This window comes from Pilibacter termitis, assembly GCF_900167335.1.
In the GTDB taxonomy this organism is placed as follows: domain Bacteria; phylum Bacillota; class Bacilli; order Lactobacillales; family Streptococcaceae; genus Pilibacter; species Pilibacter termitis.
Window position 1 is genome coordinate 1 of sequence record NZ_FUXI01000011.1, and the last position, 25,635, is coordinate 25,635.

The 25,635-nt window shown below is 37.8% G+C and carries 22 protein-coding genes and 1 riboswitch; of the genes, 21 read left to right on the plus strand and 1 reads right to left on the minus strand.

The window, feature by feature from the left end:
- The first annotated feature begins 405 nt into the window (after window positions 1-405).
- The 6 genes from B5D30_RS05680 (at window position 406) to B5D30_RS05705 (ending at window position 7,855) form a co-directional block, all read left to right on the plus strand.
- Window positions 406-2,253 carry a DUF4435 domain-containing protein gene (locus tag B5D30_RS05680; RefSeq protein ID WP_078807072.1) on the plus strand — a complete coding sequence of 616 codons (1,848 nt, stop codon included), beginning with the start codon at window positions 406-408 and terminating at the stop codon, window positions 2,251-2,253.
- Window positions 2,254-2,341: 88 nt separating this feature from the next.
- Entirely contained in the window at window positions 2,342-2,587 is a 246-nt protein-coding gene (locus B5D30_RS05685) for a type B 50S ribosomal protein L31 (protein ID WP_078807073.1), read from the plus strand.
- A gap of 72 nt (window positions 2,588-2,659) precedes the next feature.
- The gene (locus tag B5D30_RS05690; protein WP_078807074.1) at window positions 2,660-3,694 is read left to right on the plus strand and encodes an FUSC family protein; all 1,035 of its coding nucleotides are present in this window, start codon (window positions 2,660-2,662) and stop codon (window positions 3,692-3,694) included.
- Between the two features lie 122 nt (window positions 3,695-3,816).
- Complete coding sequence (glpK, locus tag B5D30_RS05695) at window positions 3,817-5,328, plus strand: glycerol kinase GlpK (RefSeq protein WP_078807075.1); 1,512 nt, start codon at window positions 3,817-3,819, stop codon at window positions 5,326-5,328.
- Between the two features lie 147 nt (window positions 5,329-5,475).
- The gene (locus B5D30_RS05700; RefSeq protein WP_078807077.1) at window positions 5,476-7,269 is read left to right on the plus strand and encodes an ATP-binding protein; all 1,794 of its coding nucleotides are present in this window, start codon (window positions 5,476-5,478) and stop codon (window positions 7,267-7,269) included.
- Complete coding sequence (locus B5D30_RS05705) at window positions 7,244-7,855, plus strand: response regulator transcription factor (protein ID WP_078807079.1); 612 nt, start codon at window positions 7,244-7,246, stop codon at window positions 7,853-7,855. The genes B5D30_RS05700 and B5D30_RS05705 overlap by 26 nt, the downstream gene beginning before the upstream one ends.
- A 164-nt stretch (window positions 7,856-8,019) precedes the next feature.
- Here B5D30_RS05705 and B5D30_RS13565 read toward each other — a convergent pair whose 3' ends face one another.
- Window positions 8,020-8,157 carry a hypothetical protein gene (locus B5D30_RS13565; RefSeq protein ID WP_159443228.1) on the minus strand — a complete coding sequence of 46 codons (138 nt, stop codon included), beginning with the start codon at window positions 8,155-8,157 and terminating at the stop codon, window positions 8,020-8,022.
- Window positions 8,158-8,257: 100 nt separating this feature from the next.
- On the opposite strand from B5D30_RS13565, the gene B5D30_RS05710 reads away from it, so the two are divergent.
- The 15 genes from B5D30_RS05710 to dapF all read left to right on the plus strand — a co-directional run bounded on the left by B5D30_RS05710 (window position 8,258) and on the right by dapF (window position 25,549).
- A complete protein-coding gene (locus B5D30_RS05710) occupies window positions 8,258-8,953 on the plus strand; it encodes an ABC transporter ATP-binding protein (RefSeq protein WP_078807080.1) in 696 nt (231 codons plus the stop codon).
- Window positions 8,953-11,217 carry an ABC transporter permease gene (locus B5D30_RS05715; protein ID WP_078807081.1) on the plus strand — a complete coding sequence of 755 codons (2,265 nt, stop codon included), beginning with the start codon at window positions 8,953-8,955 and terminating at the stop codon, window positions 11,215-11,217. The genes B5D30_RS05710 and B5D30_RS05715 overlap by 1 nt, the downstream gene beginning before the upstream one ends.
- Window positions 11,218-11,452: 235 nt before the next feature.
- Window positions 11,453-12,100 carry an amino acid ABC transporter permease gene (locus B5D30_RS05720; protein WP_078807149.1) on the plus strand — a complete coding sequence of 216 codons (648 nt, stop codon included), beginning with the start codon at window positions 11,453-11,455 and terminating at the stop codon, window positions 12,098-12,100.
- The gene (locus tag B5D30_RS05725; RefSeq protein WP_078807082.1) at window positions 12,081-12,758 is read left to right on the plus strand and encodes an amino acid ABC transporter permease; all 678 of its coding nucleotides are present in this window, start codon (window positions 12,081-12,083) and stop codon (window positions 12,756-12,758) included. Before B5D30_RS05720 ends, B5D30_RS05725 begins: the two co-directional genes overlap by 20 nt.
- Window positions 12,755-13,492: an amino acid ABC transporter ATP-binding protein gene (locus B5D30_RS05730; RefSeq protein ID WP_078807083.1), complete on the plus strand. Its 738-nt coding sequence runs from the start codon at window positions 12,755-12,757 to the stop codon at window positions 13,490-13,492. The genes B5D30_RS05725 and B5D30_RS05730 overlap by 4 nt, the downstream gene beginning before the upstream one ends.
- A gap of 33 nt (window positions 13,493-13,525) precedes the next feature.
- The gene (locus B5D30_RS05735) at window positions 13,526-14,386 is read left to right on the plus strand and encodes a cysteine ABC transporter substrate-binding protein (protein WP_078807084.1); all 861 of its coding nucleotides are present in this window, start codon (window positions 13,526-13,528) and stop codon (window positions 14,384-14,386) included.
- Window positions 14,387-14,659: 273 nt separating this feature from the next.
- Complete coding sequence (pdxS, locus tag B5D30_RS05740) at window positions 14,660-15,535, plus strand: pyridoxal 5'-phosphate synthase lyase subunit PdxS (protein ID WP_078807086.1); 876 nt, start codon at window positions 14,660-14,662, stop codon at window positions 15,533-15,535.
- 21 nt (window positions 15,536-15,556) lie between these two features.
- A complete protein-coding gene (pdxT, locus tag B5D30_RS05745; RefSeq protein WP_078807088.1) occupies window positions 15,557-16,135 on the plus strand; it encodes a pyridoxal 5'-phosphate synthase glutaminase subunit PdxT in 579 nt (192 codons plus the stop codon).
- A gap of 12 nt (window positions 16,136-16,147) precedes the next feature.
- Window positions 16,148-16,804, plus strand: a complete 657-nt coding sequence (gene serB, locus B5D30_RS05750) for a phosphoserine phosphatase SerB (protein WP_078807089.1) — start codon at window positions 16,148-16,150, stop codon at window positions 16,802-16,804.
- A gap of 34 nt (window positions 16,805-16,838) precedes the next feature.
- On the plus strand, window positions 16,839-17,528 hold the full coding sequence (locus B5D30_RS05755; protein ID WP_078807091.1) for a methionine synthase: 690 nt from the start codon (window positions 16,839-16,841) through the stop codon (window positions 17,526-17,528).
- Window positions 17,529-17,538: 10 nt separating this feature from the next.
- Window positions 17,539-19,926, plus strand: a complete 2,388-nt coding sequence (locus tag B5D30_RS05760) for a homocysteine S-methyltransferase family protein (protein ID WP_078807093.1) — start codon at window positions 17,539-17,541, stop codon at window positions 19,924-19,926.
- Window positions 19,927-20,841: 915 nt separating this feature from the next.
- The gene (gene serC, locus B5D30_RS05765) at window positions 20,842-21,930 is read left to right on the plus strand and encodes a 3-phosphoserine/phosphohydroxythreonine transaminase (RefSeq protein ID WP_078807094.1); all 1,089 of its coding nucleotides are present in this window, start codon (window positions 20,842-20,844) and stop codon (window positions 21,928-21,930) included.
- A gap of 9 nt (window positions 21,931-21,939) precedes the next feature.
- Window positions 21,940-23,106: a phosphoglycerate dehydrogenase gene (locus B5D30_RS05770; RefSeq protein WP_078807095.1), complete on the plus strand. Its 1,167-nt coding sequence runs from the start codon at window positions 21,940-21,942 to the stop codon at window positions 23,104-23,106.
- 145 nt (window positions 23,107-23,251) lie between these two features.
- Window positions 23,252-23,410: riboswitch (Lysine riboswitch) on the plus strand.
- An 80-nt stretch (window positions 23,411-23,490) separates the two neighbouring features.
- Window positions 23,491-24,750: a diaminopimelate decarboxylase gene (gene lysA / locus B5D30_RS05775; RefSeq protein WP_078807096.1), complete on the plus strand. Its 1,260-nt coding sequence runs from the start codon at window positions 23,491-23,493 to the stop codon at window positions 24,748-24,750.
- Window positions 24,737-25,549, plus strand: a complete 813-nt coding sequence (dapF, locus tag B5D30_RS05780) for a diaminopimelate epimerase (RefSeq protein ID WP_078807097.1) — start codon at window positions 24,737-24,739, stop codon at window positions 25,547-25,549. The genes lysA and dapF overlap by 14 nt, the downstream gene beginning before the upstream one ends.
- Window positions 25,550-25,635 lie beyond the last annotated feature (86 nt).

Sequence of the window (25,635 nt, forward strand, 5' to 3'; positions counted from 1 at the left end):
GGTTTTAGAAGATTTGAGAATTTCCGTACGAGGAGCTATATTCAGTGTGGTCTTCTTACAGGGATTTGTAAGGTGGTTTAGAATAGATATTTCAGTATTTAAAGTGTAACAGTGAAAGATAAAACAAGAGAATAGTCAAGTGAACAAGGTTTTGCATGTTGAACGACCTATAATTGTGCTACTGGCTAGGTTCGACAGAGCAGAATGCTACAAGAAAACTATTTCTGGTAGACGCAAAAGAGGAGCTGGACAAGATGTCCAACTCTCTTAGGTACGCTTTGTAAAATAGATGCTTTCCACACGATTTGACAAAGAGCCTATCTTTTGGAGGTAGTGCTTTTTTGCATAGTGACAAGTTTAATTTTTTGGTGTATCATCAAAGAAAAAATATGAGGAGGGGTATTTATGGAAACAGAGGAGTTTCAGGCGATAATTTATGGTTTATTGGAAGAAATTTCTTTTTGTAAAAAAATGGAATTTAAGGAAAATGAAGTTCAAAGAGAATGTCGAGATATTGATGAATTTAAGAAATTCAAGCAAGAGTTGAGTGAGTTTGAAGAGGAATTAGCAAAATTCATAAACGATAGAATTTATGAACAATCCAATGATAGATTAAAGAAAATGATTGTAAAGTTATTTAAGACTTCTAGTCTTAATACTTCTGGTCGTCGTATTCAGAGACTGAGAGGAAGAATTAGTTATTTAAATCCAGCACTATCGAAAATTCACCGATTATTTAAGCTAAATACAAAGAGTAATATTTGCTTGATTGGATCCAATGGAAGTGGAAAATCAAGTTTTGCACAATATTTTAAGGATAGCTTGGAGGAAAATATTGTTGCCATTCCAGCTCAGAAATTATTGTTTGAACGTGCTAGTAGAGAGAATTTAATAGTTAATAAAGAACAAGTTCAGCGGATTTTAGTAAGTTCTAATAGCTTAAAAGAAAAAGGTGTTTCTGGCATAATGGATAAATTTTCTATGTTTATCGCAGGAATGATAACTGAAGCATATAATAATGCAGTAGGAAAAGAAGTTACAGATGAAAATATTTTTAAAAAATTTACCGCTATCTATAAAGAACTTCTATCTATTGATTTTGTTGACATTTTTGCTGATGGGCAAATAAATATTAACGCTCGCGTATTACAACCAATCATAAATGAAAAGGAAATACTTGTTGACAATTTATCCGACGGAGAAAAAGCCTGTATTTCTTTCATTATCCAAGTGCTTATGGCACCAGCTGATGCGATGATTATCGTTGATGAACCAGAAACGTTTTTAAACCCTGCGGTTTATAATCGGTTGTGGAATAAGTTGGAGGAAGAGCGAAAGGACTGCCAATTTATATACATTTCTCATAATTTGGCTTTTATCGAGAGCAGAAATGCGGAAATTTATCACATAAAGGAATTTACTTATCCAGACAAATGGGAATTTGAAAAAATCTCAGATGAAATTCCAAAACATTTAGCGATTGAGCTTGCGGGTGTGAAACAGAATGTTTTATTTTGTGAAGGAAATGATAAGAGCAGTTTTGATTATAAAATTTACCAAGCATTGTTTCCAGAGCTTTCCGTTATTCCAGTAGGAAGTTGCAACGAAGTGAAGAGATACACAATACATCATAATAAAACTTCACAACGCAACACAGCGTTCGGGCTTATTGACAATGATTTAAGGATAGATGAAGAAAAAGAAAAACTCAAGGAAAACAATATTTTCACAACTAAATTCTTAGAAATTGAGATGTTGCTGTGTGATGAAGAGGTGATACGTGCAACGTTTGATGGGGAAGCTATTGACGATATGGATGAAAGAATTAAGGAGTTTAAGGAAAAGTTTGTAGAGAAAATAACAGAGAAACAAGAACAAATTATCCGTAATAAAGATAAAAAGAATTATGAACAGGTTTTGCAGACACAAATGTATGATACGAAAAAGGGAAAAGAAGAGAATATCGAAGTTCTAGTGAATAAGTTAAAGGATATAACCGATTCCTCAGAGGAAATTAAGGCGATTATAGAAACAAAAGTTTATCAATCGCTTATAGAAATATGCAATTTAGGGCATAAGGAAATTACTGGAGAGTTGGGAAACAAAATAATAGATAGTGACTTTGAAAATAAAACAATGAGCAAAATTATAAACAATGGAGAACTCCAAAAAAAGATAAGAGAAAAATATTTTAAAGGATATTTTGAAACTGAAAAATTGCTTGTTCCACAATTTCTTAATAGTTTTCCTTGAACAAACTAAAAAACTATGTTATCATCTTACTGTTGTAAAAAATAACTATGAGTTAGACAATAACTCATGGCAAAGGAGATTGCAAAAAATGAGAAAAGATATTCATCCAGATTATCATCCAGTAGTTTTTATGGACTCTACAACAGGATTTAAATTCCTTAGCGGTTCTACTAAAAACTCAAGCGAAACAATTGAATGGGAAGACGGAAACACTTACCCTGTTATCCGTGTCGAAGTAACAAGCGACTCTCATCCATTCTACACAGGACGTCAAAAGTTCACTCAAGCAGACGGACGTGTGGCTCGTTTCGAGAAAAAATACGGGAAAAAATAATTCCAGTACACTTAAACAGCCCTTGTGGCTGTTTTTTAATATGGACACCTTTAAAAATAGGGAGAGAGTATATTGTTATATGAATTATTCAAGCAAAATAAAGTGCAAGATTCCGTTCTTAGACCGATTGGAGCGGGACTTTCCGTCTTGTATCCATTGGGAGTTGGTCTATTATTTCACAACTTACACATTGCTCAATTTGGCATATTAGGAGCATTTAGTTTTTTAGCATTTCAACGCATAAGTATAGCTTATAATCTTAAAGCCATATCCATACACGGAATATGTATATTACTAAGTTTTATTTTGGGTATGCTTTCGGTCAAAGCGTTTTGGATTTTTCCATTTTTGATTGCGATCACTTCATTTTTTGGATTTATGGTAGTCAAAATCTACCGTATTCCCAAACCCGCACACTTTTTTGTGCTAATGCTCTTGGCGACAGGCGGAAATACGCACTTGATTTCCACCAACATCTTCTATGTCGCTTCCTGCCTTATTATCGGCATTCTATCCAGCATTTTCAACGGACTTTTGATTTCGCTTTTGGAAAATTTGCCACTCAGGCATGAAAAGTCGAGCCACCAACGTCTTTATTGGCGGGACAAGCTCTATGTTACGATTGATGAGCGACCAAAAATTCTCCTTGATGCTCTTCATTTTTCCTTTATCCTCTTTGTCGCAGGCTACGTTGCCTACTTGCTAAAAGAAAATTTTGGGCATTGGGTGTTAATTAGTTGTGCAGCAGTATTGGCAGGTGAGGAAATTGAAGTGATAAAAAGACGATATTTAGGCAGAATTGTCGGAAGTATGATTGGATTATTCCTTGGAGTCGTGCTAATAAGTTTAAAACTTCCAACAATCGCTTTGATGTTCATCATCATTCTTTTAAATATTTTGATTGAATATTTTATGCCGAGAAATTACACGATTGCGAATTTCTTCACCAATCCACTGGTTTTATTGCTTTCTCTATTGACAAGCAACCAAAGTGCGAGCGAGCTAGTGCTAGGCAGATTCACAGGCGTAATTCTCGGGAGTGTGATTGCATTTCTTTTGATTAGCATGATGCACAAAGCCTTGAGATTAAGTAAAATGGAATATTAGGACATCTGTTGAGGTGTCCTCTTTGTAATTGGTACTTGCGTCTCTTACACTCTTTAGGTAAAATATGTGTGTAAGCCTTATCAAAAAAAGAAAGAGGCACGAAAGCCTAGGGAGAGAAAACGATGACAGAACGATATATTATGGCGATTGACCAAGGAACAACAAGCACTCGTGCGATTATTTTTGACCGCAAAGGGAGGAAGGTGTCAAGTTGTCAAAAGGAATTGCCACAAATTTTCAAAGAAGCAGGCTGGGTGGAACATGATGCCAATCAAATTTGGAACTCTGTTCAATCGGTAATTGCAGGTGCTTTTATCGAAGGCGGTATAAGATCGAAACAAATCTTAGGAATTGGCATTACAAATCAACGTGAAACAACAGTCATTTGGGATAAAAAAACTGGATTACCAATTTATAATGCAATTGTTTGGCAATCCAGACAAACTGCTGATTTAGCGGAAAAAATGAAACAAGACGGCTATGAAAAAATGATTCACCAGAAAACAGGTTTGGTGATTGATGCTTATTTTTCTGCAACGAAAGTTCGCTGGATTCTTGACCATGTGGAAGGTGCTCAAGAGCGTGCAGAAAAAGGGGAGTTATTGTTTGGGACGATTGACACATGGCTCGTCTGGAAATTGACAGGCGGAGAAACTCATGTGACAGACTGCACGAACGCCTCACGCACGATGTTATTTAATATTCAAACGTTAGAATGGGATGATGAAATCCTGTCTATTTTAAACATTCCAAAGCAAATGTTACCTGAGGTGAAAAGTAACTCTGAGATTTATGGAATAACAAAAAGATTTCATTTTTACGGTGAAGAAGCAGCTATTTCAGGCATAGCAGGTGACCAACAGGCAGCACTTTTTGGGCAACTTGCATTTGAAAAAGGAAATGTCAAAAACACATATGGCACAGGTGCATTTATCGTGATGAATACAGGAGAAGAACCCCACTTTTCTCAAAATAAACTCTTGACGACGATTGGTTATGGACTGAACGGCAAGGTCTATTATGCACTAGAGGGCAGTATTTTTGTGGCAGGAAGTGCGATACAATGGTTGCGTGACGGAATGGGATTGCTCAAACGGTCGTCAGAATCGGAAAAAATGGCAAACAATGCGACAAGCGAGGACGAGGTGTATATTGTACCTGCTTTTACAGGATTAGGTGCACCGTATTGGGATTCTAACGCACGTGGAGCAGTATTCGGTCTTACACGAGGGATAACAAAAGAAGACTTTGTCAAAGCCACATTGCAATCTATTGCTTATCAAGTGCGTGATGTTATTGACACGATGAAACTTGACACCAATCTTGACATTTCTCTTTTAAAAGTTGACGGCGGAGCTGCAATGAATCGTTATTTAATGCAATTTCAAGCCGATATTTTAGGTGTAAAAATCGAAAGAGCAGGAAATTTGGAAACCACAGCTCTCGGTGCTGCTTATCTAGCAGGTTTAGGAGTTGGTTTTTGGAAAGATATTGAAGAAATCCAATCTCTAAACGAACCAAGCGAAACATTTGTGCCAACTATGGACGAAAAGCAGAAAGAACACCTTTATAAAGGCTGGAAAAGAGCGGTGAGAGCGACACAGTTTTATGAGGAAGAAAAAGGTAGTTTTTAAATAAAATCACCGAATAGAGTAAACATACAAACTCTCCTTGACGTTTTTTTCTATTATACCAAATAAAAGACGGAATGGGAGATGTTTGTTAGTTTTTAGAGATGCCCATAAAATAAAAACAAACCATTTTATAGAAAAGGGGATTGAATGAAAAATCAAAAGAATTATTTCCATTTGTCGATTATTTTTGCTTTTCTTGCGTTCTTTTTGTTTGTTTATTATTATTTTGCGGTTTCTCAGACAAATTACGTTGGCTTGAGTGTGAGAGATGAGCTGGGAGAGTGGAAAATTGTTAATTTGCAAAAGAGTGGTGCTGCTGAAAAAAGCGGGTTAAAAAAGGGGGATATTCTATTATCCTTAGATAATCAAGAGCCAAGGAAAAATAAAATACTCAACAAATGGTTGATAGTGGAACAAGTGGAAAACGTGCAAGTGAAACGGAATGAAAAAATTTTAAGCATTTCATTGCGAAAAAATCATGTAAATTTTCAAAGATTTTTATCTTTGAGTGCGATAAGTGCAGGAATTACAAGTTTTTTGCTTGTTTTTAGTAGAAAACAGTTGATTAGCAAACGAAGTATTTATTTTTATTACTTTCTGGTAAGTGCAATATTTGCGGTGTTATCTCTTGTTCCGTCAAGTATTGGCAATGACATAGGGCGATTTTTTATCATTTTGATGATTTCTATTTTTCCAATTTTCCTTAGTATTTTTGTCAGGAAAAATTATAAAATAAGTGTTCTTTTTCGCAAGAGTAAAAGCATTATGCTTTCAGTTGGTATTATGGTTGTTAATTTGCTGTTATTTTTTTGGAATCTCTTGTTTACACTTCCAATGATTTTCAGAAATTATCTAGCAATTGGGATTTTTTATGTGTTATTTTTTCAGTTATGTCTAGTCTTAATCGGTGATAGAATGAAAGAAAACGTACAATTGAATCGAATTTCGCAAATAAATATACGAGTCCTTAGTATTTTTAGCGTTCTCCCTTTATTTTTTTGCTACGTTTTTCAAATTGGTTGGCAAGCTCCGTTTCCACTCGTGCTTTCGTTTGTCATTTTGCCATTTTTCGCTCTTTTACATGGGCTAATTTTGTCAAGAGGAACCTTGTTTCGTTATGGTTTATCGGAAAAAGTTTTGTATTTAGCCATTTCTGTTTTTTTGAGTATAATGCTCGTCTTATTTATTTTATTGAGCAACTATATTCCGTTTTATATCGTTATGATTTATGCTTTTTCCTTGATGTATCTTTTGTTGCCGTTATTCATAGAAATTGTTTTGATAACGAAAAAACAAAACGTTGCAACAACCTCTTTAGATACTTTTTTGATTGCCGAGGAGGAACGAGAGGGGATTTCTATGTATATTCACGACACGACCATTCAGGAGTTGATGTTTTTTATTCGAGAAGTTCAAGAAAAAGGAGAGGTTTCTAAAAAAGAAACGCTTGATGTAATAGAAGAAGCAGTGTTCTCATTAAGAGAGCTTTGCTCGGATATTTATCCATTGATGATTGAAGAATTAGGGCTAAAATCGGCACTTATTGACCTTTCACATCAACTTCAGCGAAAATATCCTGTGTTAATTGAGGTGAAGTTTGAGCAAACGGACATTATTTTGCCTGCAAAATATGAAAATTTTCTTCTTCGTTCGCTAAAAGAGTTGATAAATAACAGCATTTTACACGGAAAAGCTACTGAAATTCAGTTGGTGTTTAAAGAAACTAGCGATTTTTACACATTTACCGTAAAAGATAACGGACATTTTATTGAACAGGAAAAGAAACATAGGAACAATCATTTTGGTTTGAACGCAATAAAAGAAAAAATAAAATTATTAGGTGGAAATACGACAGTTGATGTTGGAAATGGAACAAAGATTTCGCTTAATGTTTTAAAAAACAAGGAGAAAAAAGATGAAAATAAAACTAGCGTTAATTGATGACCACAAACTTGTTTTACAAGGAATGGCGGAAAAACTCGAGCAGGTGGCGAATTTTGAGCTTGTCGGTGCTTATACAGAGGAGGAAAGTTTTCTTCTTTGTTTGCAACATAAAGAAATTGATGTAGTTGTAATGGATTTGATGTTAAAGGATAGTCACGGCTTGGATTTGTTAAAGACAATCAATGCGTTGAATGAAAAGAAATTACGAGAGAGTAAAGTTATTTTGATTTCTGGATTTTATGATGAAACGCTGCATAAAAGAGCATTAGAGCTTGGTGCGAAAGCTTTTTTGAGGAAAGAAGTAAGTTATGAAGAATTGATTGCCTGTATTCTCAATGTTGCCAAGGGAAATCACGTTATTCCAGAATTTTTAGCTGTCGAACTCCAGAATCCGCTTTTGACAAATAGTGAGCAAACGGTGTTGAAATTACTGGCAGAGGAGTTCACAAATGAGCAAATCGCTAAGGAAATGTATATAAGTCGTAGAACAGTAGAAACGCACGTCTCCAATATTTGCCGAAAGCTCGGAGTTAATTCTCGGATTGGTGCGGTTCGTGAGGGATTGCGATTAAAAATTATTTAGAGGTTAGCCTTAAAAATGCGGAAGAACGCAGAAAAACATTCGGGGAATACGGATGTTTTTTTCTTTTTTGGAAGGTATGATTTTTTAACAGGTATAAAAGGGTACCTCTAAAAACTCATGCTCACCCAAAATTGCTAGTTTCCCGATTTTCTTCGTCAGCCTCCTCAACCTTGTCTAGCTAGGAGGGGCAGGAGTTTGGTCGCTGTTCGCAATGCTACTTGAAACTTCGTTTCAAGCAAGTAAATAGCATGGCTCACTACGACAAACTCCTGAACGCCCCTCTTAGCTTTTCGATGAACCACATAGCTTTCGTCGGTTTCCTCGAAAATCGGAAAACTATCTAATTTTGGCTTAAGCGGAGTTTTTAGAGGTACCCAAAATCAATTTTTCAGGAGGAATTTCATGCTAATTTTCAAAAACATCAGTAAAACTTACCAAATCGGAAGTCAAGAGGTGAAAGCCTTGGAAAATGTTAATTTTGAGATTCACAAAGGTGAATTTACCGTTATTTTAGGGCCGTCTGGATCAGGAAAGAGTACGGCGTTGAATATTTTAGGTGGAATGGATCGGGCAAGTTCGGGTGAATTTTTATTTGACAATGAGGTTATAACACAATTGACAGATGAAAAACTTTCGGAATATCGTAGGGATATTGTAGGATTTGTTTTTCAATTTTATAATTTAATTCCTAGCTTGACTGCATTAGAAAATATTGGAATAGCAGCAGAGTTGACCGATAATTTAGCGATTGCGGAAAATTGTTTGGAGCAAGTAGGACTTCTTCACAGGCGAAAGAATTTTCCCAATCAAATGTCAGGTGGCGAGATGCAACGGGTTTCGATTGCACGTGCTTTGGCGAAAAAACCTAAGTTACTTTTATGTGATGAACCAACTGGAGCATTGGATTCGGCAACAGGGTTGAAAATTATGGAAATTCTACGTTTTTCAGCGGAAAATTCAGAAGTAGCAGTCGTTATGGTTACGCACAACGAAGAATTTGCCAAATTAGCACATCGGATTATTCGTTTGCATGACGGAAAAGTTTCTTCAATCGAAGAAAACAAAACGCCAGCAGAGCTTTCGGAGGTGCATTTATAGTGAGATTTTTAAATAAAAAACTAAGACGTGACCTAAGTCGAAATTGGACGCAATTTTTCTCTGTTTTTCTAATGTCTTGCCTTAGTGTGCTTATTTTCGTAGGGTTGCAAGGTGCGTGGCATGGGCTAGAAGTGAGCTTGGAGAAATTTATCACCTCTTCCAATCTTGCAAACTCGTGGGTGAGTAGTACAGGGTTTACAGAGAAGGATATGAAGAATATCCAATTGATAAAAGGAGTAGAAAAGGTAGAGGCGAAAAGGAAACTTCAAGTAGAGCAGAAAAGCGGGCAAACTCTTTCTTTAGAGACGTTTGATTTCTCGATTACCAAGCCTTTTATTGCAAAAGGGGAAAAATTTTCTAGTACGATAACCAACGGAGTTTGGCTGAATTTGGAGTATGCAAGGGAAAACGATTTGTCAAAAGGTGAGACAATTGACGTGAATTTTCAAGGGAAAGACGTGGATCTTGAGATTATTGGGTTCGTGCAATCGGCGGATAAAATTTATTACACAGGCACGGCGGAATTTATTGCACCGAATTATCGAAATTATGGGTATGGGTATATTTCTGAAAATACAATGAAAACAGCATTTGACTACAATGGTTTGCCGAATGTAGTGGAAATAGTGGGTGAAAATCCGAAAATGCGTGAGAAATTGGAACAACAGCTTGGCAGTAAAATGGTTTCTTATTTTGATCGACAAACATTAGTTGAAGTTTCAGATGCACTTGATCGAGTAGGACAAATTCGGAATTTGTCGTATTTATTTTCTTTTTTGTTTATTTTACTAGCGATTTTGGCGATGTTTACAACGATTCGCAGAATGATTGAGACGCAAGTAAAGGAAATTGCGATTTTAAAAGCGTTAGGATTTACTAATCGAAAAATTGGCGTGCATTACACAAGTTTTGGGTTATTAGTGGGAGGTGGCGGAGCGTTAGTAGGAGCAATATTTGCCCCTTTTATGTCTAGTTTTGTATTAAGCACCCAAAAAGAAATGTTTTCACTTCCTAGTTGGCAAATTAGTTATTCTATTAGCTCGTTTCTTTTGATTTTGTTTGTCATTTTTATTTGTCTAGTTGCCTCTTACTTAGCAAGTCGCAAGGCGATTTCTGGTTTGCCTGCGTTATTTTTAAGAGGAGATATAACGCTGCGAGGGAAAAAAGTTTTTCTTGAGCGATTTTCTGTTTTTTGGGAGAGATTGTCCTTTGAACATCGCTGGGCAATTCGTGATGCTTTGATGAATAAAGCGAGAATGTTAATGGGTATCATCGGTGTTGCAGGTGGAATGATGCTCTTAATTGCAGGAATTGGTATGCCTGAGTCCATTCATCATCTGGTTGACAAAGCATACCACGAGGATTTTCGTTATACCACAAGATTGCAGTTGAACAACTATGCTGAGGTGAAAAATGCTTTTCCAAACGGTCAGTGGGTAGAAATCAATCAAGCAAGATTTTCACCAGACGACCATTTCAATCGTTTATTGATTGTGTTGGGGAAGGGAAGTTATGTCAATATGCGAACGGAAAATGGCAAAAAAGTGGAAAATGGTGGGATTTATGTAACAAAAGGATTTGCTGAACGTGCAAATTTGAAAGTAGGAGAGAATTTGAACGTTTTTCCATATCGAAAGAATGGAAACTATATGTTTAAAATTCGAGGGATTATTACAAGTGAGACCAATCAAGGAGCATATCTCACACAAGAAACGTGGGAAAAAGCGAATGGCGTATTTACTCCTAGCACACTGCTTGTTGGCAAAGACAAGCGTTATTTACAAACAATCAAGGAAGAGATGATTCTCTCCACGATAAACATGAGCAGTCAAGAGGAAAATGCTAGAGGTTTTGTTGAGAGTTTGATGAGTATTTTTATGATGATTATTGGCTTTGCCGTTCTTTTAGTGGTGGTCGTGCTGTATAATTTAGGCTCGCTTAATTTTGTTGAGAGAATGCGAGACTATGCGACATTGAGCGTTCTAGGATTTAGAAGAGGGGAACTGCGAAACATTACCATGCTTGAAAATCTTGGCACCACCTTTATCGGTTGGCTCCTCGGTATTCCGTTAGGTATTTGGTTTTTAAACGAATACGTCCGCACTTTTAGCACACCACGATTAGAATATACTTCGTATGTCAGCGGATATAATCTCTTGTTTTCAACGCTTATTGTCGTCATCTTCTCCATGAGTACAACGCTATTGATTAGTCGTAGGATTCAAAAACTTGATATGGTAGAGGCGTTAAAAGGGGTGGAGTGATAGTGAAAGCCAATCTTTAAAAGTTTGGTTATACAAAATAAGTTCGTTTTTTGATTTTTTAGGAAGTCATGGAACGAACGATTTTGTATAATCTTTTTTTATTTCGTCTCATTTTTTATCATATGATAGAAAATAGTTATCACGTGTTTTCTATAAAAAACAAGGATTTCTGTTATACTTTTTAAATAGCCTATGGCTAATTATTTTACGAGGAGGGCAGAAATTGGACATTCAGATGATGATAGATGCCTTGCCAGAATATTTGAGGGCAGCTCAAATTACCTTATTATTGGGTGTGCTAGGGATTGTGTTTTCCTTTTTCGTTGGTGTAATAAATAGCTTTATTTTCTTTTTCAAAATTCCTATATTGAAAAGAATTTCGGCAATTTATGTGGAATTATCTAGAAATACTCCACTTTTAATTCAGTTGTTTTTCCTTTATTACGGACTGCCAAAACTCAATATTGTCCTTGATAAAAATATAGTCGGAGTGATTGGTTTAACGTTTCTTGGCGGTGGCTATATGAGTGAGGCGATTCGTTCTGGCATAGAAGAAGTGCCAAAAATTCAGCTAGAAACTGGGAAAGCGATTGGCTTATCTCGCTTGCAACTAGCTCGCTATATCGTCTATCCACAAGGGTTCACAAGAAGTGTTTCAAGTATTGGAGCAAATGCGATTTTTCTTTTGAAAGAAACCTCCATTTTCTCTGCCATTTCGATTATGGATTTGACCAATGTAACGAGAGATTTGATAGGAATGTACTATCTAACAAAAGAATATCTTTTGCTATTGGTAATTTCGTATGCTGTTATTTTATTACCACTTGCATGGATTATTACGTTGATTGAAAGGAGAATGCGTTTTGCAACATTCGGGCATTGAGTTATTTTTTGAAGGAAAAAATCTCGTTCGACTTCTTTTAGGATTGTTTGAGGGAGCAAAAATCGCAGGTTTTTCACTTGTCATCGGAATTGTTCTAGGCATTTTTTTTGGACTTCTTAGAACTGTGAAAAATAGCTTACTCACGATGATTTTCCGCATTTATCTGGAAATTTTTCGTATCGTGCCACTTTTGGTGTTGCTGTTTGTTTTCTATTATATTTTGCCAGAGCAGACAGGAGGGCATATAAGTAACACGTCCGTTTCCATTTTAGTGTTTTCGCTATGGATAAGTGCAGAAATGAGTGAAATCACACGAAGTAGTTTGATAAGTATTCCCTCTCATCAACTAGAGGCAGCAAGAGCATTAGGACTTTCAAAAATGCAACAATTTTTTTACGTGCAATTTCCTCAAGCGATTCCTTTTTCTATTGCTCCAACGTTAAATTTGGTGACGAGAGTGATTAAAACGACCTCACTTCTTTTAATGATTGGCGTAAGTGAAGTCATCAAAGTTGGCACGCAAATCAATGAAAATTACGTTCTACAAATCCCAACAGCACCACTTTGGATTTACGGATTTATTTTCTTTTTGTATTTTGCATTGTGTTATCCGTTGACTTATTTGGCAAAGCGGTTTGAGAAAGGACGAAGAGCATGAGTGAAACTGTATTAGAAGTGAAAAATTTGCACAAAAAATTTGGCGAGACAGAAATTTTAAAAGGAGTTGACTTATCCATTCAGCAAGGCGAAGTATTGGTTTTGCTTGGTGCGAGCGGAAGTGGGAAAAGCACTTTGCTTAGAACGTTGAACGGACTAGAGACGATTGAGCAGGGGGAAATTTTTTTTCAAGGGAACAAGTTGACATTAAGCGAAAAAGCGTGGGAGAAACATCGCACGGAAATTGGTATGGTGTTTCAAAGTTATGAGTTGTTTCCAAATATGAATGTATTAGAAAACTTACTTTTAGGACCACTGAAAGTGCAAAAACGAGAACGTAAAAGTGTTGAGAAAGTTGCTTTAGAATTATTGGAACGAGTGGGGTTGAGAGAAAAAGCCTCTTCCTATCCTCGTGAGCTTTCGGGCGGGCAGAAACAACGTGTGGCGATTGTGCGTGCGTTAATCATGGAGCCACAATTATTGTTATTTGACGAAATCACCGCAAGTCTTGATCCTGAAATGGTTCGAGAAGTGTTGCTTGTTTTGCAAGATTTGGCAAAAGAAGGAAAAACAATGCTCATTGTTACACATGAAATGAAATTCGCTCGATTAGTAGCAGACCGTATTATTTTCATGGACGAAGGTGTCATTATTGCCGAACAATCGGCAGAAGAATTTTTTGACAAACAAGAAAATCCAAGGATTTTAAACTTTTTGAATAGCTTAGATTTTTAGAGATACTTATAAAAAAGAATGGAGAAAACAGAAATGAAGAAATGGAAAAAAGCATTAGGAATTTTAACATTAGGTGTAGCAGTTGTAAGTTTGGCGGCTTGCTCGTCAAATGAGAAAAAAGAAGAGAAAGCAAGTAGCAATCCTTCAAGTGTGGAGGAAATTAAAAAACGTGGGAAAATTAAAATTGCGACATTTGGTGATTTAACGCCGTATGGTTATATTGACAAGGACGGAAAAAATCAAGGGTATGACGTGTACTTAGGAAAACGAATTGCCAAAGATTTGTTAGGGAGCGAAGAAGATGTAGAGTTTGTCATTGTGAATGCTGAAGAACGAGTGGACGCATTGAAATCAAATAAAGTAGATTTGGTTTTAGCGAATTTTACGAAAACAGATGAACGTGCAAAAGTGGTAGATTTTGCGAATCCGTACATGAAAGTAGCCATAGGTGTGGCAAGTCCTAAGAAATCGTTGATAAAAGATGTCAAAGATTTGGACGGAAAAAAATTAATCGTCAACAAAGGAACAACCGCAGAAACATATTTCACGAAAAATTATCCAGAAGTTCAGCTTGAAAAATTTGAAAACAAAACTCAGCAATTTGCGGCTTTGACTGACGGACGTGCGGCGGCACTTGCAGATGATAACAGCTATCTTTATGCATGGGTTAAGGAAAATCCAGATTTCGAGGTGGGAATTAAGGAACTTGGCGATATAGATACGATTAACCCTGCCGTAAAAAAAGGAAATCGTTCGCTTTTAGACTGGGTGAACAAAGAACTTGAAACTTTAGGCGAAGAAAAATTCTTTGAAAAAGACTATAACGAAACGTTGGCACAATTTTTCGGTGAGGGCATTAAGGCGGAAGATATTGTGTTGGAAGGGAAAGAGTAATGGGCAAATATTATCGGTGACGGGGTGAATATCCCGCACGTCATAATATTTATCTATCACAAAGTATAAGAAAAAATAAAGCAAAAATTGTTCCATATATAGTATTGTTTTAGTATAATAAGGACATCTCTAAACTTTTGGAGATGTCCTTATGTGCTTAGCGATAAATAACGAAAAGTTTTTTTCAGAAAATTCTTGATTGCGATTTAAGTAGGGAGTCGCTAGAACAGTAAGGAAATCTTGTGATTAAAAAAATGAAAAGGGAGAAAGAAAATGGCAGAAAATCGTTATGAATTGAACAAAAATTTGGCACAGATGTTAAAAGGTGGCGTAATTATGGATGTTTCGACACCAGAACAGGCACGCATTGCTCAAGAAGCAGGAGCGGTGGCTGTAATGGCGTTGGAGCGTATTCCAGCGGACATTCGTGCGGCGGGTGGAGTTTCACGCATGAGTGACCCAAAATTGATAAAATCCATTCAAGAAACAGTTTCTATTCCTGTAATGGCAAAAGTGCGTATCGGACATATTGTAGAGGCACAAATTTTAGAGGCGTTGGAAATTGATTATATTGATGAAAGTGAAGTGCTTTCTCCTGCGGATGACACGTATCATATTGACAAGAGAGCATTTCAAGTTCCTTTCGTTTGTGGAGCGAAAAATTTAGGTGAGGCACTTCGAAGAATTGAAGAAGGAGCGAGCATGATTCGTTCAAAAGGAGAACCCGGAACAGGTGATGTCGTTCAAGCTGTTCGCCATATCCGAGCGATGACGACCGAAATCAAGAAATTGCAAGCATTGCCAAGCGACCAGTTGTATGATGCAGCCAAAAAACTTCAAGCACCATTTGAATTGGTGCAATACGTGCATGAAAATGGAAAATTACCAGTGGTGAATTTTGCAGCAGGAGGAGTTGCAACGCCAGCAGATGCAGCACTTATGATGCAATTAGGAGCAGAAGGGGTGTTCGTAGGCAGTGGTATTTTCAAATCTGGCAACCCGAAAAAACGTGCAGAAGCGATTGTTAAAGCTGTCACAAATTACCAAGACCCAGCAATGTTAGCAGAGCTTAGCTATGATTTAGGTGAGGCAATGGTTGGAATTAATGAAGATGAAATTCAGCTAATAATGGCGGCTAGAGGGGAATAGTGAATTTTTAGAGGTGAGAGCATGATTGGAATTTTAGCACTTCAAGGAGCATTTGAAGAGCATGGGAAATGTTTTTCACGCTTAGGAGAAAAAACGAAAGAAATTCGACAGAAAAAAGATTTTTCAGATGTTACCGCACTCGTTATCCCAGGAGGCGAGTCAACAGTGATAAGTAAACTTTTGCAAGAGCTAGACTTATATGAAGTCATTCGCCAAGCGATAAATGACGGAATGTGTGTGTTTGGTACGTGTGCGGGCATGATTTTACTTGGAAGTTCGATAGAACAGCATGAGAACAATTCAAAGGTTGTGCCATTTTCCGCGATAGAGATGACGGTGAGCAGAAATGCCTATGGTAGACAGCTTTCCTCTTTTCAAACGAGAGGAACATTTTCTGGCGAGGATTGTGAAATGGTATTTATTCGTGGACCAATTGCCAAAACGGTAGCCGATGATGTGGAAATTTTGAGCGTTGTAGATGAAAATATTGTGGCAGTACGGCAAGGAAATTGTCTTGCCACAGCGTTTCATCCAGAGTTGACCAATGATTTGACGGTACATCAATATTTTTTGGATATGATCCATGAGGGAAAGAAATAGAAGGAGTATTCCATGCAAACGATAAAAGGACTTTTAGTAATGGATGTGGATAGCACGCTTATCAACGAGGAAGGCATTGATTTACTTGGCGAAATTGCAGGAGTGGGCAAGGAAGTAGCTGAGATTACGGAGCGAGCAATGAACGGAGAGTTAGATTTTGAGCAAGCTCTTAGAGAAAGAGTGAAGTTGTTAGCTGGTTTGCCAGAGACGGTTTTTGACGAAGTGGCAGAGAACATCACGTTTACAAAAGGAGCAATGGAACTCATTCAAACGCTCAAGCAAAACGGCTGGGCAGTAGGTGTAGTTTCTGGCGGTTTTCACGAAACAGTAGACCGCTTGGCAAATTTGGCAGGGATTGACTTTGTCAAAGCCAATCGTTTGGAAGTGGAAAATCACCAATTGACAGGCGAGGTACTAGGCGAAATTGTGACGAAAGACGTCAAACTCGTCAAACTCAAAAAATGGTCGAAAATGCTCGGGTTATCACTCAATGACACCGTTGCAATAGGTGACGGAGCAAATGATTTGCCAATGATTCAAGCTGCAGGAGTAGGCATTGCATTTTGTGCAAAAGAAATCGTCCAAAACTCAGCACCTTTTAGTATTTTAGAGCGGGATTTGATGAAGGTGCTGCCACTCATCATGGATTCAGAGTTGAGTAAAAAATAGCAAATAGTTGAGTGGAATGAGAGAAGGAGAAACCATGCCAAACCCAATATTACCCTTAAAAAAATCCGAAGTTTTGCGTTACTTAGGATATAGAAGAAAGCAGGAATTAACAGCAGAAGTTGAGGCAATCGTTGAAGAGTTGATGATTGAAGTGCAAAAGGTAAGTAAACCACGTTATTTGTATCAGATATTTGATTGCCTTCCAGATGATGAAAAGAGAGAAATCAAAATAGGTGGGAGTAATCTCATACTTCGTGGTCAACATATTTATAATCATTTGCGACGAGCGAAGAAAGTGGCATTGCTTGGTGCAACGCTTGGCATTGAAGCCGAGAGACAAACGAGGAAGTATGAAATTACGGACATGACGAAAGCGTTCGTCTTTGATGCGTGTTGTGTGGAGATGATTGAGCAAGTTTGCGATTTGGCAGAAGTGGAAATTGATGACGATGTGGGTGAAAATTGGACATTAAACCGCCGTTTTTCGCCGGGGTATGGTGATTTGCCACTGGATGTTCAACCAGAGTTTTTAGCAAGCATTTCGGCAAATAGAAAGCTAGGGCTTACGTTGACAGCGACCAATTTAATGGTGCCAAGGAAATCTGTTACTGCTATTATTGGTTTGTTTGATGACAAAACAATTGCTCGACCACGTAGAAGAGAACCTGATGATTTAAGTATTGAGCTAGTTGAGAAATTGTCTTTGAATGTCGAAAAAAATTAAGGAGGAGAAAATGTCAACAATTTTATCACATATCCAAGAAAAACATCTAGTTTTTGACGGAGCAATGGGTACTCAATTGCAAGCAAAAGGTTTGCCAATCGGAATGGAACCTGAGTTATTTAATTTGTCACATCCAGAAATTGTCAAAAGCATCCATGAGGACTATGTAAAGGCAGGAGCTGACGTTATTACAGCCAATACATTTCAAGCAAACCGTACGAAAATAACGCCTGAGGAATTGAAGGAAATCATTCCACAAGCCATTCAATTGGCAAAAAGTGCGAATCCAAAATTTGTTGCTTATGATATGGGGCCAACAGGGCAACTTTTGGCTCCAATGGGAACTTTGAGCTTTGATGATGCGTATGATTTATTCAAGGAACAAGCACTTCTTGCTGAAAAATCAGGAGCTGACGTTATCCTCGTTGAAACGATTAGCGATTTACTTGAGGCGAAAATTGCAATTTTAGCTGTGAAAGAAAATACCAATTTGCCGATTTTTGTGACGATGACCTATCAAGAGGACGGACGAACGTTTGTCGGGTGTGATGCTGTTACAGCGACATTGGCACTTCAAGATTTGGGGATTGATGCTCTCGGGGTTAATTGTTCGCTTGGGCCAAAAGAACTCTCAGGAATCGTGGAGGAAATTTTGGAATACGCTCAAGTTCCTGTTATGGTGCAGGCGAACGCAGGACTTCCGAGCATGGAAAACGGACAGACCGTTTACAAAATTTCAGCAGAAGAATACGCTCAGTTTGCCAAAAAATTGCTTGAAAAAGGGGTTCGGATTATCGGTGGGTGTTGTGGTACAACGCCAGAGTTTATAAAAAAACTACGTGAAATTGTAGATAAACAAGAGCTAGTTTTCCTTACACCAAAGTGTGTTACAGCTGTTACAAGTGGTTTACAGACTGTTTTCATTGAGCATGGAAAACTTACGCTTATTGGTGAGAGAATTAATCCGACTGGAAAAAAACGGTTGAAAGAAGCACTTCGTGCCAAGGATTTAGCTTATGTTTTAAAAGAGGCAGTTGCTCAAGTGGAGAGTGGGGCTGATATTTTAGATGTCAATGTGGGACTTCCAGAAATTGACGAGGCAGAAATGATGAAAAAAGTGGTCAGTGAATTGCAAGGGTTAATCACTGTTCCACTACAAATTGATTCTTCCGAAGTTTCCGCACTAGAGAGTGGGGCGAGGCATTACAACGGCAAGCCTTTGATTAATTCTGTCAACGGAAAAACTTCGAGTATGGAGAGTGTTTTTCCGATTGCCAAAAAGTATGGTGGCGTGGTGTTGGGATTGTGCTTGGACGACTCGGGGATTCCAGAAACGGTGGAGGAACGTTTTAATGTGGCGAAAAAAATCGTTGAGACGGCTGAAAGCTATGGAATTTCACGGAATAACGTAATGATTGATCCGCTTGCCTTGCCAGTAAGTGCTAGACAGGAGCAGGCAGAAGTAACGCTTGGTGTAATTAAACGTGTAACGGAAGAACTAGGTGTGAAAACAGTCATTGGTTTATCGAATATTTCTTTTGGTTTACCCAATCGTTCTTTGCTCAATAGTGTGTTTATGACACAAGCTGTTGGTGTAGGACTTACGGCACCGATTATGAACACGCTTGATGATTTCATGATGAATATTGTTCGCAGCCTAAAGGTATTTACGAATCAAGATAAAGAGTCAGCAGAATATATCGCCAATGCACAAAATTCTACGATTAGCATAGGAAATAAAAATGTGACGACTCCTGAGCAAAAAAATGATAAAAAACTAACATTAAAAGAAATGATTATTTCAGGTAGACGAGAGCTTACGGCTGAAGAAACGGCGAGACTTTTAGATGATTTTACCCCTCTTGAAATTGTAGACCATGCGATTGTGCCAGCATTAAATGTGGTGGGTGACCAATTTGAGCGAGGAGAGTTATTCCTCCCGCAACTCATGCAATCAGCCGAGGCAACGAAAAATGCTCAAGAAGTTTTGAAAGCAAAACTCCTACGTGACGGAGCAAAAGCGAGCAATCAAGGAAAAATTTTGCTTGCAACGGTTGAGGGCGATATTCACGATATTGGGAAAAATATTGTGAAAATGGTGCTTGAAAACTACGGTTATCAAATAATTGACTTAGGAAAAGATGTCCCAGTTGCCGAAGTGGTGAGAAGTGTCAAGGAAGAGAAAATTGAACTTGTCGGACTTTCTGCATTGATGACAACGACCGTTCAAAATATGAAACGCACGATTACTGCATTGCGTGAGGCGGGGTGTACGTGTAAAGTTATGGTTGGTGGTGCTGTATTAAACGAAGAATACAAAGAATTTGTAGGTGCAGATTTTTACAGCAAGGACGCTATGGAAGGCGTGAGAATTGCGGAAAGTGTGTTTGGGAAATAATGTTCCCCTCTAAAAACACCCACTTATCCTAAATTGCTCGTTTGATTTTAAGCGGTGTCCTAATACGGATTGTCTTTTGGAATTGGTTCGAGTGTTGGAAATTCTAACCCTCGAACCATTTTCCCAGAGAACTTTCGTGTTTTCATGGAAAAAAAGATTTTAAGTGAACTTTTTTTGAAAAAATTTCAAAAACGCATTGAAACATTCTGAACATTCTGGTATGATTTTGAAAATAGATTGTTTAAAAAGATAATAAATAGAGGGTTTGAGTTATTTTCAACTTAAACAAGAAAAGCGGAGAAGTGCGTTAAGAAGTCTGTGGCAGTGAGCCATGCCATTTACTAGCCTGAAACATCGTTTCAGGTGGCATTGCGACCAGCCACCAGACTTCTGCACTTCGTAGCTAGACAGAGAAAAGCGTAGAGGGGCGTTCAGGAGTTTGTCGCAGTGAGCCACGTCGTTTATATACTGCTACACTTCGTTTCGCATACAGTCTTTCTAAGAATCAAAGATTCTTGAAAGACTAGCATTGAAACGAAGTTTCAAGTGGCACTGCGAACAGCGACCAACTCCTGCCCCTCACAGCTAGACAAGAAAAGCGGAGAGGGGCGTTTTGAAGTCTGCAACAGCGAACCATGTCGTTTATTCACTGCTACACTTCGTTTCGCATACAGTCTTTCTAAGAATCAAAGATTCTTGAAAGACTAGCATCGAAACTTTCGTTTCGAGCGACATTGTGAGCAGTTGCCAGACTTCAGCCCCTCATAGCTAGACAAGAAAAGCGAAGAAGTGCGTTAAGAAGTCTGTGGCAGTGAGCCATGCCATTTACTTGCCTGAAACAGCGTTTCAGGTGGCATTGCGACCAGCCACCAGACTTCTGCACTTCGCAGTTCGAAAAAAGAAAGGAAAATGAAAATGGTAAAGGTGTATAATTTTTCAGCAGGACCGGCAGTATTGCCTAAAGAGGTATTAAAAAAAGCACAAGAGGAGTTGCTTGATTATAAGGGAAGTGGTATGAGTGTAATGGAACTTTCACATCGTGGGAAACTTTTTCAAGGAATTATTGAAAAAGCAGAAAGCGATTTGCGTGAAATCATGGAAATTCCTGATAATTACAAAGTGTTATTTTTACAAGGCGGAGCGAGTTTGCAATTTTCTATGTTGCCATTGAATCTTGCCAAAGACAAAAAAGCCTATTATGTTAATAGTGGGTCTTGGGCGAAAAAAGCGATAAGCGAGGCGAAAAAAATAGCTCCAAGTATCAATGCCGAAATTATCGAACTTGCAAGTAGCGAGGGGGATAAGTTTACACATATTCCAGCTATTCCAACGGAGAAAATCGAGAAAGATGCTGCTTATTTACACATTACAACGAACAATACGATTGAGGGAACGGCTTATTTTGACTTGCCAGAAGTGGACGTGCCACTTGTAGCGGATATGAGTAGCAATATTCTCGGGGTGAAATATGACGTGAGCAAGTTTGGTGTTATTTATGCAGGAGCTCAAAAAAATATTGGACCAGCAGGACTTACGGTTGTGATTATTCGAGAAGATTTGCTCAATACTGCACCAGTGATTAGTTCTATGCTTGATTATGCAATCCAAGCAAGCAACCATTCGCTTTACAACACACCTCCAACATTTGCGATTTATTTGTCACAACTTGTGTTTGAATGGGTGAAATCACTTGGCGGAGTAGAAGTAATGGAAAAACAAAATAGGGAAAAATCGGCTATTTTGTATGATTTTATTGACAGCAGTCAGTTTTACACTTCTCCAGTCAAAAAAGAATATCGCTCACTAAACAATATTCCGTTTGTTACACCGACAAGTGAGTTAGACGCTTTATTTGTCAAAGAGGCGACAGCACAAGGATTTGAGAGTATCAAAGGACACCGTTCTGTTGGTGGAATGCGTGCAAGTCTTTACAATGCGTTTGAGCGTGAAGGTGTAGAAAAGCTAGTTCAATTTATGAAAGAATTTGAAAATAGAAATCAGTAGGTGAGTAGAATGTATGAAGTAAAAAGCTATAATAACATTGCCAAAGTTGGATTAGAACAGCTTGATAAGAATTTGTTTACAGTAGATACAGGAGCAGAGGCGAGTGCGTACCTTATTCGTAGTGAAAATTTGCACGATGTAGAATTGCCAAGTCATTTGAAAGCTATCGCTAGAGCAGGGGCTGGGGTGAATAATATCCCTGTTGATGAGGCAAGTGAGCGTGGAATTGTGGTGTTTAATACACCGGGAGCAAATGCGAACGCTGTAAAAGAGGCAGTGTTGACAGGTTTACTCGTTGCTACACGAGGATACATTCCAGCGAGTGCTTGGATTCAAACGCAAGCAGGATCTGAAGTTGGAAAAACCGCTGAAAAAGGCAAGAAAAATTATGCAGGAACAGAAATTTCAGGGAAAAGACTTGGTATTATTGGGTTAGGTGCGATTGGTGTTATGGTGGCAAATGCGGCAAATTCACTTGGCATGGAAGTAGTAGGTTTTGATCCGTTTGTGAGTGTTGATACAGCGTGGAAAATTAGTCGGGCGATTAAGCGTGTCAATAGTTTAGAAGAATTATTAGCACAAGTGGATTTCTTAACAATTCACGTGCCATTTACGTCTGAAACAAAAGGGTATATCTCTAGCGAACAAATTGCTCAAATGAAAGACGGAGCAGTAATTTTAAATTTTGCTCGTGGTGAATTGGTTGACAATACCGCCCTTCTCTCAGCAATCGACAGTGGAAAAATCGCTAAATATGTGACAGATTTCGCAATGGAAGAAATCATGAACAAAGAACAAGTTATTGTTTTCCCACATTTAGGTGCTTCAACAGAAGAAGCGGAAGAAAATTGTGCAGTAATGGCTGCTGAAACGTTGAATTTATACTTTAAAACGGGTGAAATTCGTAATTCTGTTAATTTCCCGAGCATTTCTGTTCATCAAAAAGCACCGTATCGTTTAGTGGCATTTCACCGCAATGTACCGAATATGCTTGGGCAAATTTCAACGCTTGTCGCCAAGCATGACATCAACATCGCTGAATTAGTCAATCGCTCAAAAGAAGACTATGCAGTAACAATGCTAGACTTAGAAGAAGGCGATAGAACAGTAGTCGAACAAATAAAAAGCGAGCTTGAGGCGATTGAGCATATTATTCGTGTGCGTTTAATCGGCTAATAAAAACCTCTATTGCTTACGAAAGAATGATTGATAAGCGAATATTTTCATTAGAACAACCTAATTCTACATTTATTTGATTTTTTTACAAAAAATGTATTGACAAATAAGTTAAAATAATGGAGAATAGTTAGAAATATAAGAGATAAAAAATAGAGGTTGCAAAAAAGAAGAGACTTGTGGAGGGGTGCCGTTGAAACAAGTGGAGGCTGATTTGCCGAAATAAAGGAAAAGACATTTTCTTTTATTGGGGTTATAGGAAATACCTATAAAACTGTCGCAAAAGCGGGATGCTATTTTTTCTAGTAAAGAGAATTTTCTAGGGAAAGTAGCATACGTGCTACTTTCTTTTATTATATGAAAAACGCAATAGGGAGGAATTACATGAACGAATTAACAATTGCAGGTGTAAAAGCAACAGAATTGGCAAGGGAATATGGCACTCCATTGTACGTGTACGACCAAGAGAAGATAGAAGAGAAGCTATTGGAATTTAAAGAAAACTTCACATCGCCACGATTCAAAACGAAGATACTTTATGCCTCAAAAGCATTTCAAACAATTGAAATGATTGATTTGGTTCACTCCTTTGGCTTTTGTTTGGACGTGGTAAGTGGCGGAGAATTTTTCACTGCTCTTCAATCTCAAATGCCTGTTGAGAATATTTATTTCCATGGAAACAATAAATCATTTGCCGAATTAGAATTTGCGATAGAAAATGGATTGCAACACGTGATTGCCGACAATTTGATGGAAGTAGAATTTTTGTCAGAACTTGCTAAAACGCAGAAGAGAAATTTACAAGTGATGCTCCGCTTAAATGTTGGAATTGACGCTCATACGCACGAATATATCGTGACGGCTCATATCGACTCAAAATTTGGAATGAGTTATGAGAGCGTAGATTGTCAAAAGGCGATACAACTTATTCAAGAGAGTGAATTTCTTGAACTAGAAGGATTTCATGCACATATTGGGTCGCAGATTTTTGATTTGACGGCATGGTTTGCAGAAATTGAGAAACTTGTTCATGTGTTAAAAGATTTCGATGAGAGTTTGACGCTAAATCTTGGTGGTGGTTTTGGAGTGACTTATACAGAGGCGGATAAACCAATTCCGATTGCTGAAAATATGAAAGCATTCATTGAAAAAACAGAGGAGATTTTGGAAAAAGAGAACGTGATGATTCGGGAGTTAATCATTGAACCGGGGAGGAGTGTGGTAGCTGAGGCAGGGATTACGCTTTACACAATAGGTTATCAAAAGAAAACGCCAAATAAGCAGTATTATTTTGTAGACGGCGGCATGACGGACAACATTCGTCCAGCACTTTATCAAGCAGAATATAGTTGTGATGTAGTAAACAAATTGGACGTAGAAAAAACAGAAACGGTGACGATTGCAGGAAAAATGTGCGAGTCGGGTGATATTATTATTCAACAAACGAAATTACCCAAAGTGACCACAGGAGATATTTTAGCCGTTTATTCCACAGGAGCGTATGGATTTTCTATGAGCAGTCATTACAACAGAGCAACGAGACCCGCAGTTATTTTTGTCAAAAAAGGAGAAAGCCGCATAGTTGTCAAACGAGAGAGCTACGAAGATTTGTTAAGAGGAGAAGTCGTCTATGAAAGTAAGTAAATACAACGGTCTAGGCAATGATTTTGTCGTGATAAAAGATAAAGTTTCTCTTGATTATCCCTCACTTTCAAAAGAACTTTGCAGTGAAGAAAATTTTGATACAGACGGATTTATTTCTGTAAAAGAAAATCCGCTAGAAATGATTTTTTACAATAAAGACGGCAGTCGTGCTAGTATGTGTGGCAACGGGATTCGATGTTTCGCCAAATACGTGCTAGATGAGGGAATTGAGGAAAAATTGTCCTTTCCCGTGCAAACTTTAGCAGGAGAAATGTTTATTCAAGTGCAAGAAAAAGAGCCATTTTCCTGTACGGTAAATATGGGCGTGGCGACATTTTCACCTGAAAAATTATTTGCCAAGACAGACGAAGAAATTATCAAGAAAACAATTCAACTCTCTAACTCAGAAGTGGAGATTACAAGTTGCTTTATTGGTACGATTCATACAGTGGTACTCGTAGAGGACGCTCTAGCGGAACTTGAAAAAAATACAGGAGAAGAAATTTGCCACCACCCACTTTTTGAACAACAGACAAATGTTAATTTTGTGCAAATTCTCAATGAAAAAGAAATTCTCGTGAGAACTTTTGAGCGAGGTGTAGGTTGGACACTAGCTTGTGGCACAGGATGTTGTGCGAGCGTAATTGTTGCGAAACGTTTCGGATTAGTAGACAAACACTCGCCAATTACCGTTCATTTAGAAAAAGGAACACTTGAAATCTCAGGCGAAAAAGAAATCTACATGACAGGTCCTGCGGAATTTGAATACGAAAAAGAATACAAACTACCAAATGAGTAATACTAAAATTGACAATAAAAAACACTCGAAATTTGCGAATATGTGGAGAAAAAAACAAAAAATTTTGGAATACGAAATTTTTCCTT